This is a genomic window from Streptosporangium sp. NPDC023963 (assembly GCF_040639135.1).
Taxonomy (GTDB): domain Bacteria; phylum Actinomycetota; class Actinomycetes; order Streptosporangiales; family Streptosporangiaceae; genus Streptosporangium.
Genome location: NZ_JBEZZK010000003.1, coordinates 328323 through 352664, shown reverse-complemented (window position 1 = coordinate 352664; position 24342 = coordinate 328323). Strand labels below are relative to the sequence as shown.

The window sequence follows — 24342 nt, the reverse complement described above, 5'->3', positions numbered from 1 at the left end:
GTACGCCTGCCGGGCCCGGGGGTGGGCCGGGGCGTCAGGACTCGGCGGCCGTCAGCAGGTGCCGGGCGGCGTCGCGCGCCTCGTCGATGCTCTCGTGGAACAGCTTCCTGACCTGCTGGGCCTGCTCGGTCAGGTGTTCCAGCCCGGGGAGGGTGAGCGCGTCCTCCGCGGTCTCGGCGACCAGCGCCTCGTACTGCGGGGTCCGCTCGGCGAGCACCTGGAGCTGCTGGTAGGCGCGGTAGACGCCGTCGGCCTTGCGGACCTGCCTGGCGTACTCCTCCAGCGCGCGGACCCGCCTGGTCAGCGAGGTCTCGGCGGTCTCCAGGGCCTTGACGTAGGGGGCGAAGGCCTCGGCCACCTCGGGCGGGGGCGCGCCCGGTACGAGCCGGCCGTGCTCGGCCTTCATGTCCGACAGCCGCACCAGTTTCCTGGCGATCTGCCAGGTCTGGTCGGGCAGGGTCACCGCGTTGTCGATCGTGTCGAGCAGGCGGGCCCGGTTGATCTCGGAGGCGAGGACCGACTCGGTGGCGTCCTGCGTGCGGCGCAGCAGGTCACCGCAGTCGTTGTCGAGGTCCTCCGGCAGGATGAACCGGTCCTTGTGCTCCATGGCCACCCGGACGCGCCGCCGCTCCCGCCGGTTCTCGGGGTCGTCGCTCAGGCCGCGCAGCGCGGAGAAGGAGATCAGGACGAGGGCGGCGATGAAGCCTCCCGTGACGCTCAGGCTCGCCATGAGCAGCAGGAGCCCGGCGATCGCGATGAGTTTGACGGGGTCGGGCCCGCGGCGGCGGGGGACCTGTCCCAGCCGGGCCGCGCGCAGCGCCTGCGGGCTGGCACGTAAGACCGAGGAGATCGGGTCGGGCAGGGCCGGATCGATCAGCAGGTGCGGGGGGCGTCTCCTCGGATCCACGCGACCTCCTCGTGACGGGGTACCGGCGGGTCCTTCCACTGTCCCCCATAGATAGAGGTACGACGCATTTACGGATGGCATATGAGGACTTCGGTAATTACGGAAACCGGCGCCGGGTGTTAACTGTCCGGGCGTAAAGCGACGTATAAACTCGAAGGCGATGAACGACTTCACGCGTTGGATCGATCTTGAAGGTGCCGCCAACGTCCGCGACCTGGGCGGGCTCGATACGGTGGACGGCGGGACCACACGCTTCGGCCGGATCTACCGGTCCGACAACCTGCAGGGGCTGACCGGGCGGGACGTCCGGCAACTCGTCACCGACCTGAAACTCCGCAACGTCGTCGACCTGCGCTCGGGCGCCGAGGTGCGCCTGGAGGGACCGGGGCCGCTCACCGAGGTGCCGGAGGTGAGCATCCACCACCACACCCTGTTCGCCGAGGGCGGCGTGTACACCGACGTCGAGGCCGACACCATCGAGGGCGACAAGGTGCTGCCCTGGACCGAGCGGGGCGAGGAGGATCTCGCCGAGCTCCGGGTGACCGGGTTCTACTACGGCTACCTCCGCGACCGCCCCGACTCGGTGCTGGCCGCGCTGCGCGCCATGACCCGCGACGAGGGGGCCGCCCTCGTCCACTGCGCCGCGGGCAAGGACCGCACCGGTGTCCTCTGCGCCCTCGCGCTCGAGGTCGCCGGCGCCACCCGCGAGGCGATCGTCGCCGACTACGTCGCCACGGCCGACCGCATCGAGGGCATCCTGGTGCGGCTGCGCTCCAGCGACACCTACCGCGACGACCTCGACACCCGCCCGGCCGACGACCACCGCCCGAGGCCGGAGTACATGGAGCAGTTCCTGAACGTCCTCGACGACCGTTTCGGCGGCCCGCTGGAGTGGCTCGCCTCGCACGGCTGGACCGAGGCCGACTCGCGGACCCTCCGCGCCCGCCTGCGCGACTAGCGGTTCTCCCGCGGGACGGGCCCGCCCGCGCGTGGCGGTTCACCGGCGGGACGGGCCCGCCCGCGCGAACCGGGGGTTCTCCGGGACGGGCCCGCCCGCTCGGGCCGACGGTTCTTCAGGACGAGCCCGCCTGTCCGGTCAGCGGTTCTCCAGGACGACGACCCGGCGTTCGGCGGCCGAGCGGCGGGCGGCCTCCAGCACGGTGAGGGCCTCGACGACCTCTTCGGGGGCGACCGGCGGCGGGGCGCCCTCGCGCAGGGACGCCAGCACGGCCCGGTAGAAGCCGGCGTAGGCGCCGGGCTCCGTGGGGACGGTGCGGGTGTCGCCGGAACCGTCCTCCGCGCCGAGGGTGCCCCAGCGCTCGGGCGGCTCCTCGCCGAAGCCGGAGGAGGCGGGGGTCAGACCGGCGCGCAGCTGCTCCTCCTGCACGTCCAGGCCGTACTTCAGGTAGCCCGCCCGCGAGCCGAGCACCCGGAAGCGGGGTCCCAGCCGGGGGGTGACCGCGCTGACCCACAGGTGCGAGCGGGCCCCGCCCGCGTGGGAGAGGGCGATGAAGGTGTCGTCGTCGGCGTTCACCCCGGAACGGCGCACGTCCGACTCGGCGTAGACGTCGACGGCCGGGCCGAGCAACCGCAGGGCCTGGTCGACCAGGTGGCTGCCGAGGTCGTACAGCAGCCCGGCGACCTCCTCGGTCCCGCCCGTCTCGCGCCAGCCGCCCTTCGGCACCGGCCGCCAGCGCTCGAAACGCGACTCGAACCGGGTGACCTCGCCCAGCTCGCCCGCCGCGACCAGGCGCCCGAGCGTGAGGAAGTCGCCGTCCCAGCGCCGGTTCTGGAACACGGTCAGCATCAGGCCCAGATCGCGCGCCAGCTCCGCCAGGGCGCGCGCCTCCGCGGCGGTCGCGGCCAGCGGCTTGTCCACCACCACCGGCAGGCCCGCCTTCAGCGCGGCCTGCGCCAGCGGGACGTGCGTGCGGTTGGGGGAGGCGATCACGACCAGGTCGACGGAGTCCCACAGCTCGGCCGCGTCCCGGACCGCTCGCGCGCCGTACTTCCCCGACACCTCGGCGGCCCGCTCCGGGTCACCGGTGACCACCGCGGACAGTCTCAGGCCGGGCGTCGCGGAGATCAGCGGGGCGTGGAAGAACGCCCCCGCGACCCCGTACCCGACGAGGCCCACGCGCAGGTCGGTCATCGCGCGGACAGGGCGCCGGCGGACACGGTCTCGTACGGGTGCCCGGTCCCGTCCCCGGTGCGGAGGTCAGTCACCGCGCTGCTCGTCACGCTCGGCCAGGAACGCCTCGAACTGGGCGGCGAGCTCGTCGCCGGTCGGCATCTCCGAGGACTCGGCCATCAGGCTCTCGCGCTCGGAGCCCGCCGCGAACGCGTCGTACTGCTGCTCCAGGCCGGTGATGGCGGTGGACAGCTCCTGGGAGGCCTGGATCTGCTCGGCGATCTCGGCGTCGGTCTTCTCCGCGGCCTCGCGCAGGCCCTCCAGCGGGAACACCAGCCCGCTGCTCCTGGTGACCGCCTCCAGCGCGGTCACCGCGGCCGACGGGTATTCGGCCTGGGCCAGGTAGTGCGGCACGTGCACGGCGTAGCCGAGGGCGTCGTGCCCCTTGGCGCCGAGCCGGAACTCGATCAGCGAGGCCACGCTGCCGGGCACCTGGACCTTGCCGAAGGCGCTGGTCTGGCCGGTGACCAGCTCGGGGCGGCTGGCGTGGCCGGTGACGCCCAGCGGGCGGGTGTGCGGGACGGCCATCGGGATGCCGTGGATGGTCACCAGCCTGCCGACGTTCAGCCGGGTGACCAGCGTGTCGACGGCGGCGGTGAACAGCTCCCACTCCCGGTCCGGCTCGGGGCCGCTGAGCAGCAGGAACGGGGTTCCGGTGGTGTCGTGCAGGAGGTGCAGCGACAGCTCGGGGCTCTCCAGGTCCACCCAGTGGTCGGTGTCGAAGGTCATGGTGGGCCGCCGGGAGCGGTAGTCCAGCAGACGGTCCACGTCAAAGGTCGCCACGACCCGGTGCTCCAGCTCGTCGAGCAGGTGGGTGATGGCGAGCCGCCCGGCACCGCCCGCGTCCACGAACCCGTCGAAGTGGTAGAGCAGCACCGGATCGGTCAGCTCAGGGACGTCTCCGCTGAGCCGGTAGAGATCCGTCGGGTCGAACACCGTTTTCCAGCCTTTCGTCGGTCGTCTCTTCAGCTCAACCCGCGGGGGGTCCGCTGAATTCCGCCTACCCTCGGCGATCACACGGCACCCTACCGGGGCACAATGGGTCACATGCAGTCTGACCCTGAGCTCGAGGAGTTCGCGACCCGTCTGTTCGACCTGGCGAGGACCGGCGAGACGGAGCGACTCCGAGCCTATGTCGGAGCGGGGGTCCCGGTCGATCTCACCAACGACAGGGGCGACACCCTGCTGATGCTCGCCGCCTACCACGGCCACGCCGGCACGGTCCGGGCACTGGCCGAGCTGGGCGCCGACCCCGGCAGGGCCAACGACCGCGGGCAGACGCCGCTGGCGGGCGCGGTGTTCAAGAAGGAACCCGCTGTGATCAGGGCACTTCTGGAGGCGGGGGCCGATCCGCACGCCGGGACCCCCTCCGCGGCGGACGCGGCCCGGATGTTCGGCCAGCACGAATACCTGGAATGGTTCGCGCGATAACTCAGAAACCACGATATCCAGGTGTTTCCTGACGTATAGGAAAACGGGCTGCCTTCAGCCATCCTGGGGTAGTGGGAACTACTACTAAGCGTAGGTCAGGACTATCTCTCCGCATCCCTCCGTTACCCTGTCCCTTCCCCAGCGAGGTCAACCCCCATGTCGAGAGGGTCAACACCGAGACCCTCGACTGGCTCGTCGGCAGGGGCATCCTGGAGGACGCCGAGACCGTCGAGCGCTACCGTCAAGCCAAGTACGGCTGGCTGGGAGCCCGCACGTACCCCTATGCCGAACACCACACGCTCCGCCTGGCGACCGACTGGTGCGTGTGGCTGTTCGCCTTCGACGACGCCTTCTGCGAGTCGGGCCGCGGCGCCGGTGAGATAACCCGCGCCCTGCCCCGGCTCTTCACCGTCCTCGACGACCTGGAGGCCGGCCAGGAGGTCGACGACGTCTTCGCCGGGGCCCTCCTGGAGATCAAGACCAGGATCTCCACGTACGGCGACGACGACCAGCTCGACCGCTGGCGCGCCGTCACCAAGGACTACCTCTTCGCCCAGGTGTGGGAGGCCGCCAACCGCGAGGCCGACGTCGTGCCGAAGGTGGACGACTACATCTTCATGCGGCGGCGCACCGGCGCCATGCTCACCGTCTTCGCCCTCATCGACCTCGCCAGCGGATGCAGCCTCACCCCCGAGGAATGGCGCCACCCCGACGTCAAGGCGATCACCGAGAGCGCCAACGACGTCGTCGTCTGGGACAACGACCTCATCTCGTACGCCAAGGAGAGCGACAGCGCCAACTCCCGCAACAACCTGGTGAGCGTGCTCGCCAGGCACCGGGGCTACTCGCGGCAGCAGGCCATGGAGGCGATCGGCGCCATGCGCAACCGGGCCATCGCCGACATGGTGGCGCTGCGCCCCTCGCTGGAGGCGCTCGGCTCCGAGGCGGTGCTCGCCTACGTGCGCGGCCTGGAGTTCTGGATCAGCGGCAGCGTCGACTACTCACTGACCAGCTCCCGCTACACGGGCGCCTGGCAGCAGGAGGCGCCGAAGCCCCCCGCGGGATGAACTCACCCCTGGAGGACCTGGCCGTCCTCGTGGTCTCCGAGCGCGAGGACGATCAGCTCCTCCAGGTTCAGCTTCCTGCCCTGGGCGAATGCCTTCTCATGAGCCTCCTCGCCGAGGACGCGCCTGCACTCCTTGACGCAGCGGTCGTGCTCGGAGTTGAAGAACGGGGAGCCCAGCTGCGGCATCCCGAAGGTCCGCCAGTTGGCCTGGCCGCCGCCCATCAGCCGGGCGGCGAGCTCCGCCTGGCCGTCCTCCAGCGCCTGCTTGGCCACCACCTCGATCGCCAGGCCGATCCCGAGCACGTCGTGGAAGTAGCGCTTGAGCCGCAGCGCCTCGCGCGCGTTCGACATGGCCTCGGGGGAGCGGCCCATCGCCTGGTAGACGCTGGCGAGCGCGTAGATGGCGTACGAGCGCAGCCACAGCTCGCCACGCTGGGTGCAGACCGCGATGCAGTCGCGCAGCAGCACCTCGGCCTCGGCCGGCTCGTTCTGGATGAGCAGCACCATGGACAGCTCGACGATCGAGGGCAGCAGGCCCGGGTTGAGCTCGCGCCCGCTCTTGTGGAACTCGATCGCCACGCCCAGCAGCGCGCTCGCCTTCTGCAGGTCGTTCTGCAGGAACGCGGCCGTGCCGAGCATCTTGGTGGCCAGGATGACCGCGCCCGAGTCGCCGACCCTGACGGCGTCGGAACTGCACTGCTCCGCCGCCTCGATGGCGCCGGTGATGTTTCCCTGCGCGCTGTTGATGTAGGACAGCACCCACAGCGCCTTGCACCGGTCGGGGCTCGGCTGGCGCGCCAGCTCCAGGGTCTTCTCCAGATAGAGCCTGCCCTCGCGGGCCAGCCCGCAGGCCACCCACATGAACCACAGGGAGGACAGGAGCTTCAGCCCCGCCTGCACCTCGCCGGGGGTGCTCAGGCAGTGGTCGAGCGCGACGCGGATGTTGTCGTGCTCGTGGCGCATCCTGACGTACCAGTAGACCTGGCGGGCGCCCGACCAGGCGTCCTCGCTCCGCTTGGCCAGCTGCAGGTAGTAGTCGCGGTGCTTCTCCCTGATCGCGGCCGTCTCGCCGAGCTTGTCCAGCCACTCCTCGCCGTACTGCCGCAGGGTGTCGATCAACCGGTAGCGGTGCCCCGAGGGAGTGCCGTCGCTCAGCAGGATCGACTTCTCCACCAGGCTGGAGATGAGCTCCATGATGTCCTCGGACGGGAGGCTGTCGCCCGAGCAGACGTAGCGGGCGGCGTCGAGCTCGAAGTCTCCGGCGAAGACCGACAGCCGCGCCCACAGCAGCCGCTCGGCCGGCTCGCACAGCTCGTGGCTCCAGCCGATCGCGGCCCGCAGCGTCTGGTGCCTGGGCAGCGCCGTGCGGCTGGCCCCCGCGAGCAGGCTGAACCGGTCGGCCAGCAGGCCGAGGATCTGCTCCACCGACAGGGCGCGCATCCGGACCGCGGCCAGCTCGATGGCGAGCGGGATGCCGTCGAGGCGGCGGCAGAGCTCGGCCACCGGGCCGACGTTGTGCTCGTCCAGCATGAAGTTGGGCACCACCGCGCTGGCCCGCGCGACGAAGAGCTGCACCGCCTCGTTGGTGAAGACGTCCTCGCCCGGGGAGTCGCCGGGAACGATCAGCGGCGGGATGGTGACCGTGTGCTCGCCCCTGGCGTTCAGCGACTGGCGGCTGGTCGCCAGGATGGTCAGGCCCGCGGCGTTGCCGAGCAGGTCCTCGAAGAGGGCGGCGCACGCGTCGACCAGGTGCTCGCAGGTGTCGATGATCAGGAGGATCTCGCGGTCGCCCAGCCACTCGACCAGCGTCTCGTCCGCCGAGCGGGCGGACTGGTCGGCGATCCCGAGGGCCGAGGTGATCGTGTGACGGACCATCCCCGAGTCCTGGAGGCGGGCCAGGTCGGCGAACCAGACGCCGTCCTTGAAGTCGCCCCGCATCTGGTGCGCGATCCGCAGGGCGGTGCGGGACTTGCCGACGCCCCCGATGCCGGTCACCGTGACCAGGCGGTGCTCGCCCAGCCGCTGCCGGAGTGTGGTGAGCAACCTGGTGCGCCCCACGAAGCTGGTCAGCTCGTTGGGCAGATTGCCGTCTCGCCGCCATCCTGCTGGCGTTGTCATGGCGCCTCACGGGGGGATAGCCGGAACCTGCCCCCGCATCGTACCGTCTGGGCTCCCGCCTGTCCCCGGCGTCACGGGGTACGGGGCAGGGCTTTCAGGGCGGTCGGGGAGGGAACGGGCCTTCTCCCGGGGCCGGGCTTTCTCCGAGGGCGAAGGGCGGCCTTTCCGCGGGAGGGAGGGCGCGGGCCGCGCGGGTGGCTAGCATGGAGCGCGTGACAGTGCGCGAACCCGATGACCTGCGTCCCGTCGATCTCGCCGACGACGGGCTGCCGATCCTGCCCGACCAGACCGCCGACGACACCGATCTCGGCTGGAGCGAGTGGCGCGAGGCCGACGACGACGCCCGCCTGATCGAGGACCGCCCTCCCCACTGGGGGTGACCCCGGCCGGGGACGGCCCCGGGGGCGGGGCCCCAGCGTGGGAACCCCGCCGTGAGCCGGGCTAGGAGACAACGTCCTTGACGCGGAAGCGGCGGAAGGCGAACGCGATCAGGATCGCCGAGTAGGTGACGGAGACGGCCACCCCCTTGAGCATGCCGTCGTACTCCGGCTGCGGGGCCAGGGCGTCCAGCCACGCGGTGTTCCAGAACGTCGGCAGAAACTCCCTGAGCCCGCCGAGCGCCTCGACCGCCTGCAGGATGTTGCTGACGATCACCAGGCCGACCGCCCCGCCGACCGCCCCCAGCGGGGAGTCGGTGCTGACGGAGAGCAGGAAGGCCAGGGCCGCGACCACGAACTGGCTGACCAGGGCGTAGCCGATCACCACCCCGAACCGGGGCAGCACGTCCAGGGCGGCGATCGTCTCACCGGTCCCCGGCACCCGGACGTCGTTCCACCCGAAGGCGAGGGTCCCGGCCAGCAGGGCCATCACCGGCAGGCAGATCACCGCCGCCGCCGAGTAGCCCATCGCGACGACCAGCTTCTGCCGCAGCAGGCGGTCGCGCGGGATCGGGGCGGCCAGCAGGTAACGCAGCGACGACCAGCTGGCCTCGCTGGCCACGGTGTCGCCGCAGAACAGGGCCACCGCGACGACCAGCAGGAAGCTCGCCGACACCGACAGGGCGAACGCCGCGAAGTTCAGCCCGCCCTCGGTGGCCAGGTCGGAGATGCGCAACGTGGTGGTGGGCTGCCCGGATCCGGCGCCGACCTTGAAGGCGATCACCAGGATCCACGGCAGCGCGAGCAGCAGGCCGAACATCACCAGCGTGCGGCGCCGCTTGAACTGCCGGACGATCTCCACGGCGAGCGGCAGCGTGCGCCCCGGCGCGTATCCGCGCGCCGAACCGTTCTCCGCGGCCCCGCTCCCCGGGGCCCTCGTGCTCCCCGTGTGCTTCGTGCCCCGGTCCGGCCTGGGGCCGTCGCCCGTCGCGCCGGTCATGGTGCCGCGGGTACCGTCGGTGTCGCTCACGCCTTCTCTCCGATCAGGTCCAGGAAGACGTCTTCCAGGCGGGTGCCGGAGCCGTTGACCGGGGTGCGGCTGCTCAGCAGCTCGGCCACGGTCCCGGCCGTGACGAGGCGCCCGCGGTGCATGACCACCACGTGACTGCAGGTCTGTTCCACCTCGGCGAGCAGGTGGCTGGAGACGATGACCGTACGGCCCCCCCTGGCGTAGCGGATCAGGACCTCGCGCATCTCGCGGATCTGGGGCGGGTCGAGACCGTTGGTGGGTTCGTCCAGGACGAGCAGGTCGGGCAGGCCGAGCATGGCCTGCGCGATGGCCAGGCGCTGGCGCATGCCCTGCGAGTAGGTGCGGACGGCGCGGTCCAGGGCCTTGCCGAGATCGGCGATCTCCAGGGCCTCGGCGAACCGGGCGTCCTCGGCGGGCCGGCCGGTCGCCTTCCAGTACAGCTCCAGGTTGTCGCGGCCATTGAGGTGCGGCAGGAAACCCGGGCCCTCGACGAACGAGCCGAGCCTGGACAGGACCGGGGCGCCGGGTACCACCCGGTGCCCGAAGATCCGCACCTCGCCGCCGTCGGGTTTGATCAGGCCCATCAGCATGCGCAGGGTGGTGGTCTTGCCGGCCCCGTTGGGGCCGAGCAGGCCGAGCACCTGGCCGTGCTCGACGGTGAACGACAGGTCGTCCACCGCGAGCTCGCCGTTGCGGTACGCCTTGGTCAGGCCGTGGATCCGCAGCGGTACGGAGTCCAGCTCCGGGTCGTGCTCGTCGGCGGCCCGGCGGCGTCCGGCGAGCAGCAGGGCCGCCGCGACGGCGAGGGAGAGCAGCGGCAGCGCCCAGATCCACCAGGCGGGGCCGGTCGAGGGGGTGCGCAGGGCGGCGTGGGTGGGGACGGTCACGGCCGGTGAGGCCAGGGCGACCCGGTAGACGGCCGGGGGCGCGGGGGTGCTGTAGCCGAGGTCGGTGGTGGTGAACGCGACGCGCAGCCGGTGCCCGACCTCGAACCTGTGGTCGATGGCCGGCAGGGTCACGGTGGCCTCGCCGGAGCCGCCCTCGGGGATCGCGATCCTGACCGGGGCGACGAGCCCCTCGGGCAGGATCGGTGCCTGCGCCGCGCCCGCGACGTCGTAGAGCTTGGCGAACAGCGTCACCTCGCCCGCCGCACGCGTCCCGCCGCTCCCGGCCGGCGTCTCGGCGGCCCCCGCTTCCGCCTCGCCGGCGTCCGGGCCGCTCCCCGCGGTGTCGCCTCCCGCGGGGGCGGACGGTTCGGGTGTCACCCGCACCCGTACGGTCGAGCTGCCGGTGACCTGGAGCGGGGCGGCCAGCGGGACGGAGTCGAAGGCGGCGCTCTGGCCCGCCATGTCGATCGACAGGTTCGCGGTGGCACCTCCGCCGAGACCGCCGAAGCCGGGGACCGCGGAGATCGAGGCGGGGGATCCGCCGGGCGGGTTGGCCACCCGCTGCTCGGGCCCGCCGAGCGGCACGGAGGTCTGGCCGGTGCCGGACAGCCCCGGATAGCCGCCGGCGACGGCGTGCAGCTGGACCGGGCGCCGGGTGCCGGGGTCGCGTCCGCCGTCGCGGGTGACGGTGAAGGCGCCGCCCTCCCGGCCGGCCCCTCCGTCCCCCTTCAGGTGGCGGTCGAACCAGCCGAGCGTCCTGTCGTGCAGCCAGTCGACCTCGCCGTTGCCGCCGTCGTGGCCGCCGTCGAACCAGGCGACCTCCACCGGGGCGCCGGTCGCGGCGATCGCCCTGGCGTTGGCGTCCGCCTGGCCCAGGGTGAACAGCGAGTCGCGCTGTCCCTGGAGCAGCAGCGTCGGAACCTTGATCCTGCCGGGCACCGAGATCGGGCTGGACCTGCGCAGCGTCGCCACCGCGTCCGCCGTCGCCCGGCCGCTCTCGGCCACCTTCTGGTACATGTCACAGATCTCCGGCAGGAACCGGCCGCACCGGACCTCCTCCGCGGTGAGCGGCCGGGGCGGCGCGGACGGCGCCCCGGCCCCGCTCTCCCCGTCCTCTGCGTCCTCCCCGCGGCCCGCACCGCTTCCGCCGCCGAGGGCGGCCAGGCCGGCCGCGCCCGGCGCGGGGCCGCCGCGGCTGAAGAACAGCCCGGCCCACATGCGCTTGAACACCCCGCTCTCCGGGCCCTGCCCGGTGGCGTTCGGGAACAGCGCGTCGGCCAGGTCGTGCCAGGTGATCTGCGGGACGATCGCGTCGATCCTGGGGTCGTGGGCGGCGGCCATCAGCGCGATGGCCCCGCCGTAGGAGCCGCCCGCGACGCCCACCCGCGGGTCGCCCGCCGCGTCGAGCCGGACCTCGGGCCGCCTGGCGACCCAGTCGACCAGCTGGCGCACGTCCTTGACCTCGTAGTCGGGGGAGTTCAGCGCGATCTGCCCCGAGGAGCGGCCGAAGCCCCGCGCCGACCAGGTCAGCACGGCGTAGCCGTCCTGCGCCAGCCGTACGGCGGCGTCCCTGACGCTCTGCTTGCTGCCGCCGAAGCCGTGCGCGAGCAGCACGGCGGGAGCCCTGCCTCCTCCGGCCGGAGGGAAGAAGCTCGTGTCCAGAGTGACCCGCTGGTCGTCACCCGGCCCGTCGACCACCGTGATCATCTGGTTCTGGGCCCGCACGTCCGCCTCGGACGGCCACACCAGCCAGGCCGCGACACCGACGGCCAGCACGGCGACCAGCGCGACCCAGACGGTCCGTTTTCCCCCACGTTGCATGACGAGAGCCTACTGATCGGAGCTGAGAGCCTCCTGAGACCGTTCTCAGGAGCGTTAGCGCCGGTCAGGCGCGGGTCAACCGCCGGCCGGCCGCCGCGGCCGGCGGCGGAACCGGGCGCGGGTGATCACCCCCGGGGCGGGAGGGAGGGAGCGGCCCCGATGCTCAGGGTTGTCCCCGATTGCGGAGCGAGGTAAAGGAGCGGCATCATTTCGACGCGTGAAGCCAGTAGAGAGCCTTCGAAGAAGAGCCACTCCCGTCCTTGAGTGGGCTCTGCCGTATTGGACGCGTGGGAAGGCCGGCAGGGAGACCCCGGAGGATCTATTCAGGCTCCTCTACCTCGGGTGGCTGGTGGCTTTCTCGTTCAAGGTGCTCGGGGCGTCCTGGGACGTCTCCTGGCACTTCAAGTGGCTCCGCGACGACCTGGCCCCGCCGCACCTGCTCAACAGCGTCGGCACCGCCCTCGTCCTCGCCCTCACGATCATCCACGTCTACACCGGCTACGGCGTGGACAAACTCGCGCAGCGCCTCATCACCTGGGGCACGGGCATCTTCCTGGTCGCGGTCCCGCTGGACCTGATCAACCACCGGATCAACGGGCTCGACATCACCTCGTGGAGCCCCTCCCACCTGATGCTCTACATCGGCACGCTCTTCATGGTCTGCGGCGTGATCCGGGGCTGGTTCGTCCGGGCGCTCCCGGGGCGGACGCGAACGCTGGTCCTCGGCGGGCTCTTCGTGTTCCTCTTCGAGAACGTCTGGTTCCCGGCCCAGCACCAGGAGTACGGCGTGTACGCCATCGCCGCCTGGGACCGGGGGGCGCCGGAGGCCGAGCCGATCCTGATCCAGTTCGCCGCCGAGCAGATCGGGCTGCCGGTGAGCGACAGGGCCGTGGCGCTCCACTTCGCGCTGCCCGTCCCCGACCAGCTCTACCCGCTCTACGCGGCGATGGCCGCCCTCATGGTGGCCGTCTACGCCCGCGCGATGATCGGCCGGATGTTCTCCGCCACCGCCGTGATCGGCGCCTACATCGTCTTCCGCACCCTGATCTGGCCTCTCCTGGCCGTGGCCGACTTCCCGCGCTCGGCGATCCCGGTCTTCCTGATCGCCGGGGCGCTCGCCGTCGACCTGGCGTTCCTGATCAGGATGCCCGTGGTGAGGGCGCTGGTCGGCTCAGCCGGCGCCACCCTCCTCGTCGACCAGGCACTGCGCTTCCAGCACTCGATGTTCATGGCGCCGCCGCTGGTGCCCCCCACGACCATGCTGGTCGGGGGGGCCGGGCTCGCCGTCCTGTGGCTGGCCGCCGAATGGTCGTTCAGCCGTCACACGCTGCGGGCTCAGGACAGGGAGGCGCTGGTCAGCGCGACCGCGACCCCGTAGGCCAGTCCCATCACGGTGATCTCGGCCGCCGCCCACGCGACGACCGCCGTCGCCCGCCGCTCCGCGATGTGCGGCAGCAGGCGGAAGCGGATGTGGGCGGCGAACGGGATCAGCAGCGCCACGCACGCGACCTTGGCCACGACCAGCAGGCCGTACTCGTTCGTCAGCAGGGCCCCGGGCAGTTCCACGCCCGGGGTGAGGGCCATCGTGGCCAGGCCGTTCACCAGGCCGGAGAGGCCGACCACGACCAGCGCCAGGGTCGCCAGCCTGGAGAACGCCGGAAGCACCCGGGCCAGCAGCTCCCGGTCCGCGGCGACCAGCAGGACGACCGTGAGCAGGCCGCCGGTCCACGCCGCCGCGCCCATCACGTGCAGCTCCATCGAGATCATGATGGGGTCGTGCCAGACCGAGTCGACCGCGTGGCCGGTGACCGGGATCGGCAGCAGCCCGAAGAGGGCGATCACGATCCGCAGCTCGGCCGGCACCTTCTCGCCGTAGCGCACGGCCAGCAGCCCGATCCCGGCGTAGGACAGCGCGCAGGCGGCGCTGAAGAGCATGCCCTGCCCGGCGCCGACGCTGTCGACGTACTCGGCGATCATGCCCGGGGTGGGGAGCCGCCCGGGGTTCAGCTCGGCCGTCTGGAACACGATGACGACCAGCGCCAGCAGCGCCCACGCCCAGGCGAAGGTCACGGCCATCGGCCGGGCCCGGCGCATCACCGGCTCGGTGCGGTCGGGGTCGTCGAACCCGAGCAGCTTCGGCAGCAGGCTGAGCCCGACCACCGCCACCGCCGCCAGGTCCAGCAGCACCCGCAGCACCGGCAGCCCGTACTCCACCAGCGGTCCGGGGATGGCGATCCCCGGCACCGCCTCCTGGGGGGCGAGCGCCGTCGCGACCAGCACGGCCAGCACGGCCGCGGACACGAGCCCGCCGACCACCAGCCTCCTGGCGGTGCCGGCCTCGGCGGCCCGCTCGACGGTCACGGTCATCCCGTGCCCCCCTGCTCCCTCGTACGGCGCATCGCCACGACGGTGGCCCCGCCCAGCAGGACGATGGAGCCCGCGATCCACAGCACGGCCATCCCGGCCCCGCCGTTCTGCGCGGCCTCGGCGGCCTGGGCACCCAGATCGGGCTCCTGCGGCGCGGCGGCGGAGACCACCGGGGCGGAGGTGGTGGGCGCCTGAGCGGAGCCGCCGGAGCCGCCCCGGCCGGGGGCGGTCAGGGTGAAAGTGATCTTGCTGGAGACCGGGTGGCCGTCGGAGGAGAGGATCCGGTAGCCGACCGCGTACACCCCGGCGGGGCCGAGGGGCCTCACCGCGACGCTGACCTTCGCCCTGTCGACGACGGTCTTCCCGTCCTCCCACCGCGTGCCGTCCGGGCCGATCACGCTGATCTGCGCGAAGCCCTGCCGGACGGGCTGGTCGAAGGTGAGTGTGATCTTCTCGGGCCCGGTGGCCAGCTCGGTACCGTCCTTGGGGTCGCTGCTGATCAGCACGTTGTGGGCCTGCGTCAGCACGTTGTGGGCCTGTGCCGGGGCGACCGCGCCGAGCAGCGCGGCGGACGCGAGCAGCAGGACCGTGAGTAGCCGCCTCACCGGTCGTGGCCTTCCTTTGGGATCGTCATGACGAAGGACATGCTCCCACCCCGGCCTCCCGCCCGGGAATCGCGCTCGCGCGGGTCACCCGCGTCCTCGCCCGCGTCCCCGCCCGGGGTCACGTCCCGGGCAGGGGCCCGGGGACTTTTCCGCGGGGGGCGGGGGCCCGGTGAACGGAGTCAATGACTAAGAGGATGACAAGCATTCAAAAAATGAAGAATATGGTGAGTTATCTGGTAAAAGCCCTTGAGGGATAGTTTGTTTAGATTTATCGGGCTGGAAAACAACCCTGAAACCTTGACGAATTCGGCACGTGATCCTTAGCCTCGCTTAAAGCAGCGTTACCGATTCGCCGCGCTCGCGCACGGCAGGGGCGGCAGAGAAGGCGCCATTCGCCCGCGCCGGTGTCGGGTCGCGGGCCTTCCCGATGGAAACGCCGCGCCGGGCACGAGATCCCTGGACGGATGCTCGTCATCGACGCCCTGCTCGGGAACCGGTCGGGAAAAGTCAGCACAAGGGAGCCGTGGGGCCATTTCGAGGCCGCCGCGACAGGCCGGACGGAAGGCACCTGAAATGTCGATGTCGCTGGTACACGGCCGGGAACCGGTACACGGCCGGGAAAGGGCGTCCCGCGCGGGCGCCGTCGAAGAGATCGGCCGGACCCGATGACGGCCGGCCCCGCGCGGCTCGGCGCGACGTCCGTGGAGTTCACCGGGTCGCGGGGCGGCGAGTCGCCGCTCAGCTGGGGTCAGCTGGCCATCTGGCGGCTCACCCGGTGGCTGGACGACGACGACCCGTACTTCAACATGCCCTGGGTGCTGCCCGTCTACGGCAGGCGCGACCTCGACGCCGTCCTGCGGGCGCTGCGCGCGCTCGTCGAGCGGCACGAGACGCTGCGGACGACGTACGAGGAGACGCCCGGCGGGCTGGTCCAGCGCGTGGCGCGCCAGGGCCGGTTCACCGTCGAGACGTACGACGCCGGGGAGGCCAGGCCGCTCGCCGCCGCCAGGGAGCTCTCCGTCCGGCTGGCCGCCACCGCGTTCGACTACGCGGCCGACCTGCCGTTCCGCTGTGCCGTCGTGACCGCCGACGGCCGTCCCAGGACGGTGGCCCTCACCCTGTCCCACCTGGCCGTGGACGGCGGGGCCCTGGAGGTGCTGGCGCGCGACTGGCGGGACCTGCTCGCCGGTGGCGAGATGGCCGCTCCCGGCTGGCAGCCGATGGACCAGGCCGCCTTCGAGCGCGAGGGGGCCGGCGCCGCCCGCGGCGAGCGGGCGCTGCGTCACTGGCGCGCGGTCCTGGAGCGGGCGCCCCTGAGCATGTTCGACTTCCCCCGGACGACGCCGGAGGAGCCGCGGTTCGTCAAGGTCGGCATGGAGTCGGCCGCCACCGCGGCGGCGGCCGAGGCGCTGGCGGCGCGCTGGTCGGTCAGCACGGCCAGCGTGCTGACCGCGGCGAGCGCGGTGCTGCTGAGCGCGCTCACCGGCCACCGCGAGGTGGTCATGCAGCTCATCGTGGCCAACCGGCACGACCCCCGGGTCGCCGCCATGGCGGGCAGCGCCGTACAGGACGGGATCTTCCTTCTCGGCCTGCCGGACGGAACGTTCGCGGACGCCGCCCGCGCCGGGCACCGGCAGGCGCTGACCGCCTACCGGAACGCGCACTACGACCCGTACCGGATGATGGCGCTGCGCGAGGAGATCGGCCGCGAGCGCGGGCGGCCCGTGGACCTGTCGGCCTACTTCAACGACACGAGGGCCGTCGGCCACTGGCCCCACCTGCCCGCGGTCGAGCCACCGGGCGACCCCGCCGCGATCGCCGCCCTCACCGGGCGGACCAGGACCTTCCACGTCGGATCCTGGCCGGAGGTGGACGCCACGGCCCTGTTCGCCACCGGCACCGCCACCGACACCTGCGAGCTGTACCTGATGGCCGACACCGCCTACCTGCCGCGTCCCACGGCCTACGCGCTGCTGCGCGGGCTGGAGACCCTGCTGGTCGCCTCCGTGGCCGGGGACGTCCCGCTCGACGAGGTCGCCGGGCTGTGCGGCATCGTCCCGGTCGAGCGCCCCGTCACCCGGCCCGGCGGCGGGGACGGGTCCTCCGCCGGCGCTTCCGGCGTGCGTCCGGCGGCCCCCCGACTGTGATGATCCGGTGACGTCCGGGGGCTGTCGGCGGGGGAGGGGAACGGCGTAACATCCGGGCACGTCTCACACGGTCGGGCGCTTGTTCGGAACCGTGGGCGCGGAGTCGCCGAGTCGCGAGGATGCGGAGTCGCGAGGACGCGGAGTCGCGAAGGCGCGAAGGCGCGAAGGCGCGGAGTCGCGGAGTCGCGGAGTCGCGAAGGCGCCGAGCCGCGGAGACGTCGAGTCGTGAGGATTCCGAACCGTGGAGATGCGAGGTCCCATGAGCGTCGCCCAGCCCGTTCCCGACCCGCGGGCGGCGCTCGCCGAGCCGACACGCAGGGTGGGGCCCTGGTGGGTGGCCGGCATCTCGCTGGCCAACCTGGCGCTCTGGATGGCCTATTTCGGGCCGCTCCAGGTGCTGCTGCCCTCGCAGGTGGCGTCGATCGACCCGGTGGGCAAGGAGGGGTCGCTGGCACTGGTGACCGGGGTGGGGGCCGCCGTCGCGATGCTCCTCAACCCGGTCGCCGGAGCGTTGTCCGACCGTACGGCCGGACGGTTCGGGCGCAGGCATCCGTGGTCGCTGGGCGGGGCGCTGGTCGGTGCCGGGGCACTGGTCCTGCTGGCGGGCCAGGGCTCGATCCTCGGCGTGGCGGCCGGATGGTGTCTCGCGCAGGCCGGGCTCAACGCGATGCAGGCCGCGCTCGGCGCGGGGGTGCCCGACCACGTTCCGGTCGGCCAGCGGGGTGAGGTCTCGGGCTGGATCGGGATTCCCCAGTCGCTCGGGGTGGTGCTCGCCGTGGTCCTGGTCACCATGGTCGCCACCACCACCGAATCCGGATATTTCCTGATAGCGGTGCTGATCCCGCTCTGCGTGCTCCCCTTCGTCCTCACCACCCACGACCCCCGCCTGGCGGTCAGGCCGCCCTTCGAGCTCCGGGCCTTCCTGAGGGGGTTCTGGATCAGCCCTCGCAGCCACCCCGACTTCTTCTGGGCCTGGCTGACACGCTTCCTGATGCAGCTGGGCAACGCCGTCGCCACGCTCTACCTGCTGTACTTCCTCACCGACGCGGTCGGCTACGAGCGGCTCTTCCCCGGCGAGAAGGCCGAGGACGGCCTGCTCGTGCTGATCCTGATCTACACCGCGGCCGTCGTGCTCACCACCGTCGTCGCGGGTGTGGTCTCCGACAGGCTCGGCCGTCGCAAGGCGCTCGTCACGGTCTCCGGCCTGATCAGCGTGATCCCCGCGGTGATGCTCGCGTTCTGGCCCCAGTGGCCGGTGGCGACGGCCGGCGCCGCGATCATGGGGGTCGGCTTCGGCATCTACCTCTCGGTCGACAACGCCCTGGTCACCCAGGTCCTGCCCGCCGCCGAGGGGCGTGCCAAGGACCTCGGCGTCATCAACATCGCCAACTCCGGCCCTCAGGTGCTCGGCCCTGTCATCGCCGGTCCCATCGTGGCCGGTCTCGGTGGCTACCCCGTCCTCTACATGACCTCGGCGGCCCTCGCCCTCCTGGGCGCCGGTCTCGTCTGGAAGATCCGCTCGGTCCCCTGAGCGTCCGGCTCCCGGCGCTCACCCCGCGGAGGGGCCGGCCGGAAGAGCCGGTGAAGGTATGAGGTCCCTCGTGCCGGTGTGGCGTCCTTTACTCAGCGTTGTATCCATGCCACTCCCGATCCGATCGGTGACCTCCCGGTCGCTGCGGGTGATGGAACCCTTCGGGTATGGCAGTGGTAGCTCCCCGGCCCGTCCTGGGAATCGTGCTCCTGATCTTCGTCAGCGCCGCATGGGGATCGGCTTTCCCGCTGATGAAGGACCTCATCGTCCGTATGCCCGTGGCGGACCTTCTTACCGAGCGGTACGGCATCGCCACCCTCGTACTGCTCGTTCTCCGCCCGAAAAGCCTGCGGGGGCTGTCGGAGAGCACCTGGCTGACCGGCATCCTGCTCGGTCTGCTGTTCGGCGTGGGCCAGACGGCCCAGGCGGTCTCGCTGCACGATCTGCCCTCGTCGGTCTCGGGGTTCACGGTCGGCTCGTACGTGGTCATCACCCCGGTTCTCGGGCTGCTCCTGCTCGGGGCCAGGACCTCGGTCCGCGTCTGGGCGGCGGTGGCGCTGGCCATGGCCGCGATGACCGCGTTCACCCTGATGAGGGGGGCCGAGGGTGACATCGCCCTGCCCGCGCTGGCCGCCACCCTGCTGTCGGCGGTCCTGTACGCGGTCCACACGCTGGTGCTCGGCAACTCCGCCGAGGCGCGGCAGAACGCCTACGCGGTCACGGTGATCCAGCTGGGCACCATCGCCGTCATGACGGGGGTCCTCGCCGCGCCGGACGGCCTGACCCCGCCCTCGACGCCGGGTGACTGGGCGATTCTCGGCCACCTGTCGATCGTGGCCTGCGCCCTGGGTTTCCTGGCCCGCTCCTGGGGTCAGGTCCACGTCTCGCCGGTGTCCGCCGCGGTGATCCTGTCGGCCCAGCCGCTCTGGGTGACCGCACTCGCCGTGGCGCTGTACGGGGAGCCGCTCACCATGGGCGTCTACCTCGGCGGTGGGCTGATCGCCCTCGCCATGCTCCTGGTCGTACTGCCCAAGGGGCTGTTCAGCTCAGTTCGGCGGGGGAGAGACCCAGTTCCGCCGCCGCGGCCGTCCGGATGAACGCGGTCATCCGCGCCCGCGAGAGCACCCGCCGATGCACCGTCACCTGCGTGGACAGGCCGTCGATGAGGGACATGACCCGCCAGGTCGCGCCCTCGGAATCCGCGCAGGTGAAGATCCCCGCCGCCACGCCGTCGTCGATGATCGCGCGGAGGGCGTCCTTCCATCGCAGGTCGATCCTGCGGGACATCTCCTCGAGCTCGGCGTTGCGCATCGACTCCGCCCAGGCGTCGATCCACAGGGCCCATGACTTGGACTTCCCGCTGGGCGGATAGAACCTGAGCAGAGCTCGCAGCCGTTCGAGCGGGGAGCCGCCCGACTCCTCCACCTTGACGAGCGCGTCCAGGTCGAGCTGGGCGGCGTAGGAGAAGGCCTGGGCGAACAGCTTCTCCTTGGTCTCGAAGTGGTAGAAGAGCAGCGCCTGGCTGACACCGGCCGCCTGGGCGATGTCAGCGGTCCGCGTGTGACCGAACCCTTGAGCCGCGATGACATCGCAGGCGGTCCGGAGCAGATCTTCACGACGTAATCGCCCAAATCCCCTTGCCACAAGGGAACACTAGCGGTTCACGATTCGCCGTCCGGGGCAGGGGGCGGGGCCGGCGACCCGCTGTAGGCCCCGCGCCCGCCGCCCCCGGCCCGTCTCCGCCACCGGGTCCTAGAGGGTGATCCATTCGGTGGAGGTGGTGACCTCGTCGAGGACGGAGGGGAGGGGGTCGACGCCGATGCCGGGGGCGGTGGGAACGGTGAGGTGGCCGTCGTCGAGTTCGAAGGGCGGGGTGAGGTCGGTGGTGTAGTAGCGGCGGGAGGCGGAGGTGTCGCCGGGCAGGGTGAAGCCGGGCAGGGCGGCGAGGGCGAGGTTGGCGGCGCGGCCGATGCCGGTCTCGAGCATGCCGCCGCACCAGACGGCCAGGCCGTGGGCGCGGGCGAGGTCGTGGATGCGGCGTGCTTCGAGGTAGCCGCCGACGCGGCCGGGTTTGATGTTGATGATGGAGCAGGCGCCCAGGGTGATGGCGGCGGCGGCGTGGGCGGCCGATTCGATGGATTCGTCCAGGCAGATGGGGGTGGTGATCTTCTTGGCGAGGTGGGCGTGCTGCAGGAGGTCGTCGTGGGCGAGGGGCTGTTCGATGAGCAGCAGGTCCAGGGGGTCGAGTTTGGCCAGGTGGGGGGCGTCGGTGAGGGTGTAGGCGGCGTTGGCGTCGACCTGCAGGGCCAGGTCGGGGCCGAAGTGCTCGCGGACGGCGCGGGTGGGGGCCAGGTCCCAGCCGGGGGCGATTTTGAGTTTGACGCGCCGGTAGCCCTCGTGCAGGTACGCGGTGATGGTCTCGAGGAGGTGGTCGATGGTGGGCATGATGCCGATCGAGACGCCGGCGGGGACGCGGTCGGTGGCGGCGCCGAGGTAGGTGGCCAGGGATTGGCCGCCGGTGCGCAGCTGGGCGTCCAGGACGGCGGCTTCCAGGGCGGCTTTGGCCATGCGGTGGCCCTTGAAGGGGTGCAGGGCGCGGTTCACGCCGTGGGCGTCGGTGCGGGTGGGCAGGGCGGGGATGAGGAAGCGGCGCAGCACGTCGGCGGCGGCGTCGACGTACTCGGGGGAGTAGAGGGGGTCGGACATGGCCACGCACTCGCCCCAGCCCTCGGCGTCGGGGGTGACGACGCGCACCAGCAGCACGTCGCGTTCGGTCTGGGTGCCGAAGGAGGTGCGAAACGGGGCGACCAGCGGCATCGCCACCCGCCGCAACTCGATACCGGTGATCCTCACGCGTCTCTCTTTCCTTCGCCGTGCGATGTCCCGCCGCTTCCTCCGCCGTGCGATGTCCCGCCGCGGCGGGACCCGTCACGCCGGTCGCGGTGGTCGTAGGGGGTTTCGCCTCCGGGGTGCGCCGCTCGGTGCCCGGGCCACCTGTCGTTCACCGTTCCGTTCCCCTCCGGGAGGCGCCGCCCGGCGCCCGGACCGTCCGTACCGGCCGGGGTCGTCATCCGGTCCCCCTCCGGTGGTGCCCCTCGCCGGGCTCGTTCAAGCGGGCCTGCCCAGCTGGGCGCGGAACAGCCGGTGCACGTTCCCTCCGATGATCTTCACGATCTCCTCGTCGGCGAAGCCGTGCTTGAGCAGGGCGTCGGTGACCAGGGGCAGCCCGCTCGGACCCGACAGTCCCGGCAGGGCCGCGAAGGGATCGACGCCGTAGTCCATCTCGCAGCACGGGGGAGTCACGTCGTGCATGACCTCGCGGACGAAGTCGGGCCCGAGCCCCACGTGGTCGATGCCGCCGACGCTCGCGATGTGCGCGATGTGGTCCACCAGCCGGTCCACGGTGTACTCGGCCGGGTCCTCCGAGAGGAAGGCCGCCAGGAAGTTGACGCACACCACGCCCCCGGTCGCGGTGACCGCGCGGATCTGGTCGTCGGTGAGGTTGCGGTGGTGGTCGCGCAGCGCGCGGGCCGAGGAGTGGGTGGCCATCACCGGCCGGGTCGCCAGCTCCAGCACGTGCTCCACCCCGGAGGCACCCAGGTGAGAGACGTCGAAGATCATGCCGAGGCGTTCCATCTCCCGTACCGTCTCCACCCCCGCCGCGGTGAGCCTGCTGCCGGTGGCGTCCTCGCCGCTGCCGTCGGCCAGCGCCGTACGGCCCCAGTGCGCGATCGAGGCGACCCGGACGCCGAGCCGGTGCAGCGTCGGCACCAGCTCGACGGCGGCGTCCAGGCCCGGCATGCTCTCCAGCGCCAGGACCAGGGCGATCCGGCCCTCGGCGAGCGCCTCGTCGATCTGCGTCCCGTCCAGGCAGAGGCGTACGGCGTCGGCGTTGCCCTCGGCCAGCACGTGCGCGCACTCGATCATGCGAAGGGTCTGCCGGAGCGCGCCCTCGGGACGGTACTGGCCGTCGATGAAGACCGGCAGCACCTGGAGGTTCACCCCTCCCTCGCGCAGCTGGGGCAGCCAGCGGTCACGGAAGAAGGACGCCCACCGGTGCGGGGGCCTGGCGGTGACGGCCATCAGCAGGTCGTTGTGGGTATCGGCGACCACGGAGTCGCTGTGGAGGTCGGCGGACACGGGCGGGCCCTTCTGCGCGGACGGCTCTCGTTCGCCACGACGGTACCGGCACCCCGGCCCATCCCGTGCTTCCGCGCCGCCTCGTCTCCCTGGGTCTCCCCGGGTCTTTCTGGGTCTTCCTGGCTTCCGTACGGGGACCCTCGGCTTCCGTGCGAGGGTTTCCCGGCTTCCGTACGAGGATGTGGACCGGCGCGCGCGCCTTTCCGGCGGGGACGGGGTCAGCGCGCGAAGCGGAAGGCCTCCGGACGCGGGGCCCTGGTGATGCGGCGGTAGGTGGTCGCGGTTCCCGGCCAGTTGTTGGTCACCCGGCCGGACGCGTTCTTGTACCAGCTCGTGCAGCCCGCCTGCCAGACCATGCCCTCCATGGCCCGGCCGAGGCTCCGCCGCCAGGTGGCCATCGCCTCCGGCCGGACCTCCATCGGCCCGCGCGAGGCCAGGTGCGGCAGGCAGCCCATGACGTACCGGACCTGGCATTCGATCATGAAGACGATCGAGTTGTGGCCGAGGTTGGTGTTGGGGCCGTACAGCAGGAACAGGTTGGGGAAGTGCGGCACGGCGATGCCCAGGTACGCCTCCGCGCCGTCCTTCCACTCCTCGGCCAGCTGCCGTCCCCCGCGCCCGGTGACCTGGATGGGGGCCAGGAAGCCGGAGGTCTCGAAGCCGGTCGCGTAGACGATGACGTCGGCCTCGCGGAGTCCGGCGGCGGTCTCCACGCCGCCGGGGACGATCCGGGTGATCCCGTCGGTGACGACGTCCACGTCGGGGCGGGTCAGCGCGGGATAGAAACCGCTGTCGATGACGACCCGCTTGCAGCCGACCGGGTAGCCGGGGGTCAGCTTGGCCCGCAGCAGCGGGTCGGGGACCTGCTCGCGCAGATGCCCCAGGGCCCGCTTGCGCAGCAGGTCCGTGCTCCAGCCTCCGGCCAGGGCCGGGTAGAGGGTGTTCTCCGTGTACCGGTAGAGCCACTCGCGGTATGCGCGCTGCAGGAACGGCGCGAGGCGGAAGGCCATCCGCGCACGAGGGCCGAAGACGGCGTCCGGCTTGGGGATCACCCAGTTGGGGGTCCGCTGGAAGACGTCCAGGTGCCCGGCCACCTCGGCCACCCTCGGGATGAGCTGCGCCGCCGACGACCCGTTCCCGATCACGGCCACCCGCCTGCCCGCCAGGTCGACGGAGTGGTCCCAGCGCGCGGAGTGGAAGGCCGCTCCGCTGAATGACGACATTCCCGGAATGTCGGGTAATTGGGGCCGGTTCAGCTGTCCCACGGCCGACACCACCACGTCGAACAGCTCCTCCCCGGCCGTCGTACGGACCCGCCATTTGCCCAGCGACTCGTCGAAGGCGGCGGCGGTGACCGCGGTGTTCAGCCGGATGCGGGGGCGCAGGCCGTACTTGTCGGCGCATTCCTCCAGGTAGCGCAGGATCTCCGGCTGCTCGGGATAGCGGCGCGTCCAGCTGGAGTATCTCTCGAAGGAGAATGAGTAGAGGTGCGAGGGGATGTCGCAGCCCGCCCCCGGATAGGTGTTGTCACGCCAGGTTCCCCCGACGTCGGGCCCCTTCTCGAAGACCGTGTACGAGCGGATGCCGGCCTTCTCCAACCGGATGGCCATGCACAGCCCGCCGAATCCGGCACCGATGATCGCGACGTTAGGCCTCATGCGCACGCCCTCCGGGTGTCAGTGTCCACTTACGCTAGGCGATCTACCGGCGCAGGGAAAGCCGCC

Annotated in this window: 20 protein-coding genes; 8 read left to right on the top strand and 12 right to left on the bottom strand. The window is 71.8% G+C overall.

Translation table 11 applies throughout. The features are described 5' to 3' along the window. Positions 1–34: 34 nt before the first annotated feature. Positions 35–907: a hypothetical protein gene (locus AB0F88_RS12800; protein ID WP_362681524.1), complete on the bottom strand. Its 873-nt coding sequence runs from the start codon at positions 905–907 to the stop codon at positions 35–37. A 160-nt stretch (positions 908–1067) separates the two neighbouring features. Between AB0F88_RS12800 and AB0F88_RS12795 the strand changes: the two genes are divergently transcribed. After that, complete coding sequence (locus AB0F88_RS12795; RefSeq protein ID WP_362681521.1) at positions 1068–1865, top strand: tyrosine-protein phosphatase; 798 nt, start codon at positions 1068–1070, stop codon at positions 1863–1865. Between the two features lie 138 nt (positions 1866–2003). Here AB0F88_RS12795 and AB0F88_RS12790 read toward each other — a convergent pair whose 3' ends face one another. Together AB0F88_RS12790 and AB0F88_RS12785 are read right to left on the bottom strand one after the other, a co-directional pair. After that, positions 2004–3059, bottom strand: coding sequence for a Gfo/Idh/MocA family oxidoreductase (locus AB0F88_RS12790; protein WP_362681518.1), 1056 nt, complete (start codon positions 3057–3059; stop codon positions 2004–2006). 66 nt (positions 3060–3125) lie between these two features. Next, positions 3126–4034: a PAC2 family protein gene (locus tag AB0F88_RS12785; protein WP_362681515.1), complete on the bottom strand. Its 909-nt coding sequence runs from the start codon at positions 4032–4034 to the stop codon at positions 3126–3128. 102 nt (positions 4035–4136) lie between these two features. Here AB0F88_RS12785 and AB0F88_RS12780 point away from each other — a divergent pair, with 102 nt between their 5' ends. Both AB0F88_RS12780 and AB0F88_RS12775 read left to right on the top strand, forming a co-directional pair. Next, complete coding sequence (locus tag AB0F88_RS12780) at positions 4137–4529, top strand: ankyrin repeat domain-containing protein (protein WP_362681512.1); 393 nt, start codon at positions 4137–4139, stop codon at positions 4527–4529. A gap of 71 nt (positions 4530–4600) precedes the next feature. Beyond that, positions 4601–5596 (top strand): 4-epi-cubebol synthase, encoded by a 996-nt coding sequence (locus tag AB0F88_RS12775; protein WP_362681509.1) that lies wholly within the window; start codon positions 4601–4603, stop codon positions 5594–5596. Positions 5597–5598: 2 nt separating this feature from the next. Here AB0F88_RS12775 and AB0F88_RS12770 read toward each other — a convergent pair whose 3' ends face one another. After that, positions 5599–7713: an ATPase gene (locus AB0F88_RS12770; protein ID WP_362681506.1), complete on the bottom strand. Its 2115-nt coding sequence runs from the start codon at positions 7711–7713 to the stop codon at positions 5599–5601. A 212-nt stretch (positions 7714–7925) separates the two neighbouring features. Between AB0F88_RS12770 and AB0F88_RS12765 the strand changes: the two genes are divergently transcribed. Further along, the gene (locus AB0F88_RS12765; protein WP_362682527.1) at positions 7926–8093 is read left to right on the top strand and encodes a hypothetical protein; all 168 of its coding nucleotides are present in this window, start codon (positions 7926–7928) and stop codon (positions 8091–8093) included. A 61-nt stretch (positions 8094–8154) separates the two neighbouring features. Here the strand turns inward: AB0F88_RS12765 and AB0F88_RS12760 are convergent, their stop codons facing one another. Both AB0F88_RS12760 and AB0F88_RS12755 read right to left on the bottom strand, forming a co-directional pair. After that, complete coding sequence (locus AB0F88_RS12760; RefSeq protein WP_362681503.1) at positions 8155–9120, bottom strand: ABC transporter permease subunit; 966 nt, start codon at positions 9118–9120, stop codon at positions 8155–8157. Further along, positions 9117–11828 carry an alpha/beta fold hydrolase gene (locus AB0F88_RS12755; RefSeq protein ID WP_362681500.1) on the bottom strand — a complete coding sequence of 904 codons (2712 nt, stop codon included), beginning with the start codon at positions 11826–11828 and terminating at the stop codon, positions 9117–9119. The genes AB0F88_RS12760 and AB0F88_RS12755 overlap by 4 nt, the downstream gene beginning before the upstream one ends. A gap of 349 nt (positions 11829–12177) precedes the next feature. Here AB0F88_RS12755 and AB0F88_RS12750 point away from each other — a divergent pair, with 349 nt between their 5' ends. Continuing rightward, the gene (locus AB0F88_RS12750) at positions 12178–13206 is read left to right on the top strand and encodes a hypothetical protein (RefSeq protein ID WP_362681497.1); all 1029 of its coding nucleotides are present in this window, start codon (positions 12178–12180) and stop codon (positions 13204–13206) included. On the opposite strand, the gene AB0F88_RS12745 is transcribed toward AB0F88_RS12750, so the two are convergent. Both AB0F88_RS12745 and AB0F88_RS12740 read right to left on the bottom strand, forming a co-directional pair. After that, a complete protein-coding gene (locus AB0F88_RS12745) occupies positions 13164–14195 on the bottom strand; it encodes a CopD family protein (protein WP_362681494.1) in 1032 nt (343 codons plus the stop codon). The genes AB0F88_RS12750 and AB0F88_RS12745 overlap by 43 nt on opposite strands. Beyond that, positions 14192–14800: a copper resistance CopC family protein gene (locus AB0F88_RS12740; RefSeq protein ID WP_362681491.1), complete on the bottom strand. Its 609-nt coding sequence runs from the start codon at positions 14798–14800 to the stop codon at positions 14192–14194. Before AB0F88_RS12740 ends, AB0F88_RS12745 begins: the two co-directional genes overlap by 4 nt. A 665-nt stretch (positions 14801–15465) precedes the next feature. Between AB0F88_RS12740 and AB0F88_RS12735 the strand changes: the two genes are divergently transcribed. The 3 genes from AB0F88_RS12735 to AB0F88_RS12725 all read left to right on the top strand — a co-directional run bounded on the left by AB0F88_RS12735 (position 15466) and on the right by AB0F88_RS12725 (position 19575). Further along, entirely contained in the window at positions 15466–16947 is a 1482-nt protein-coding gene (locus AB0F88_RS12735) for a condensation domain-containing protein (protein WP_362681488.1), read from the top strand. Between the two features lie 259 nt (positions 16948–17206). Then, positions 17207–18478, top strand: a complete 1272-nt coding sequence (locus AB0F88_RS12730; RefSeq protein WP_362681485.1) for an MFS transporter — start codon at positions 17207–17209, stop codon at positions 18476–18478. A gap of 167 nt (positions 18479–18645) precedes the next feature. Further along, positions 18646–19575, top strand: a complete 930-nt coding sequence (locus AB0F88_RS12725; protein WP_362681483.1) for a DMT family transporter — start codon at positions 18646–18648, stop codon at positions 19573–19575. On the opposite strand, the gene AB0F88_RS12720 is transcribed toward AB0F88_RS12725, so the two are convergent. The 4 genes from AB0F88_RS12720 to AB0F88_RS12705 all read right to left on the bottom strand — a co-directional run bounded on the left by AB0F88_RS12720 (position 19520) and on the right by AB0F88_RS12705 (position 24276). Beyond that, positions 19520–20122: a TetR family transcriptional regulator C-terminal domain-containing protein gene (locus tag AB0F88_RS12720; protein WP_362681481.1), complete on the bottom strand. Its 603-nt coding sequence runs from the start codon at positions 20120–20122 to the stop codon at positions 19520–19522. The genes AB0F88_RS12725 and AB0F88_RS12720 overlap by 56 nt on opposite strands. Positions 20123–20230: 108 nt before the next feature. Further along, positions 20231–21331 carry an o-succinylbenzoate synthase gene (gene menC / locus AB0F88_RS12715; RefSeq protein WP_362681478.1) on the bottom strand — a complete coding sequence of 367 codons (1101 nt, stop codon included), beginning with the start codon at positions 21329–21331 and terminating at the stop codon, positions 20231–20233. Positions 21332–21586: 255 nt separating this feature from the next. Beyond that, the gene (locus tag AB0F88_RS12710; protein ID WP_362681475.1) at positions 21587–22618 is read right to left on the bottom strand and encodes a membrane dipeptidase; all 1032 of its coding nucleotides are present in this window, start codon (positions 22616–22618) and stop codon (positions 21587–21589) included. A gap of 218 nt (positions 22619–22836) precedes the next feature. Beyond that, the gene (locus AB0F88_RS12705; protein ID WP_362681472.1) at positions 22837–24276 is read right to left on the bottom strand and encodes an NAD(P)/FAD-dependent oxidoreductase; all 1440 of its coding nucleotides are present in this window, start codon (positions 24274–24276) and stop codon (positions 22837–22839) included. Positions 24277–24342: the final 66 nt, after the last annotated feature.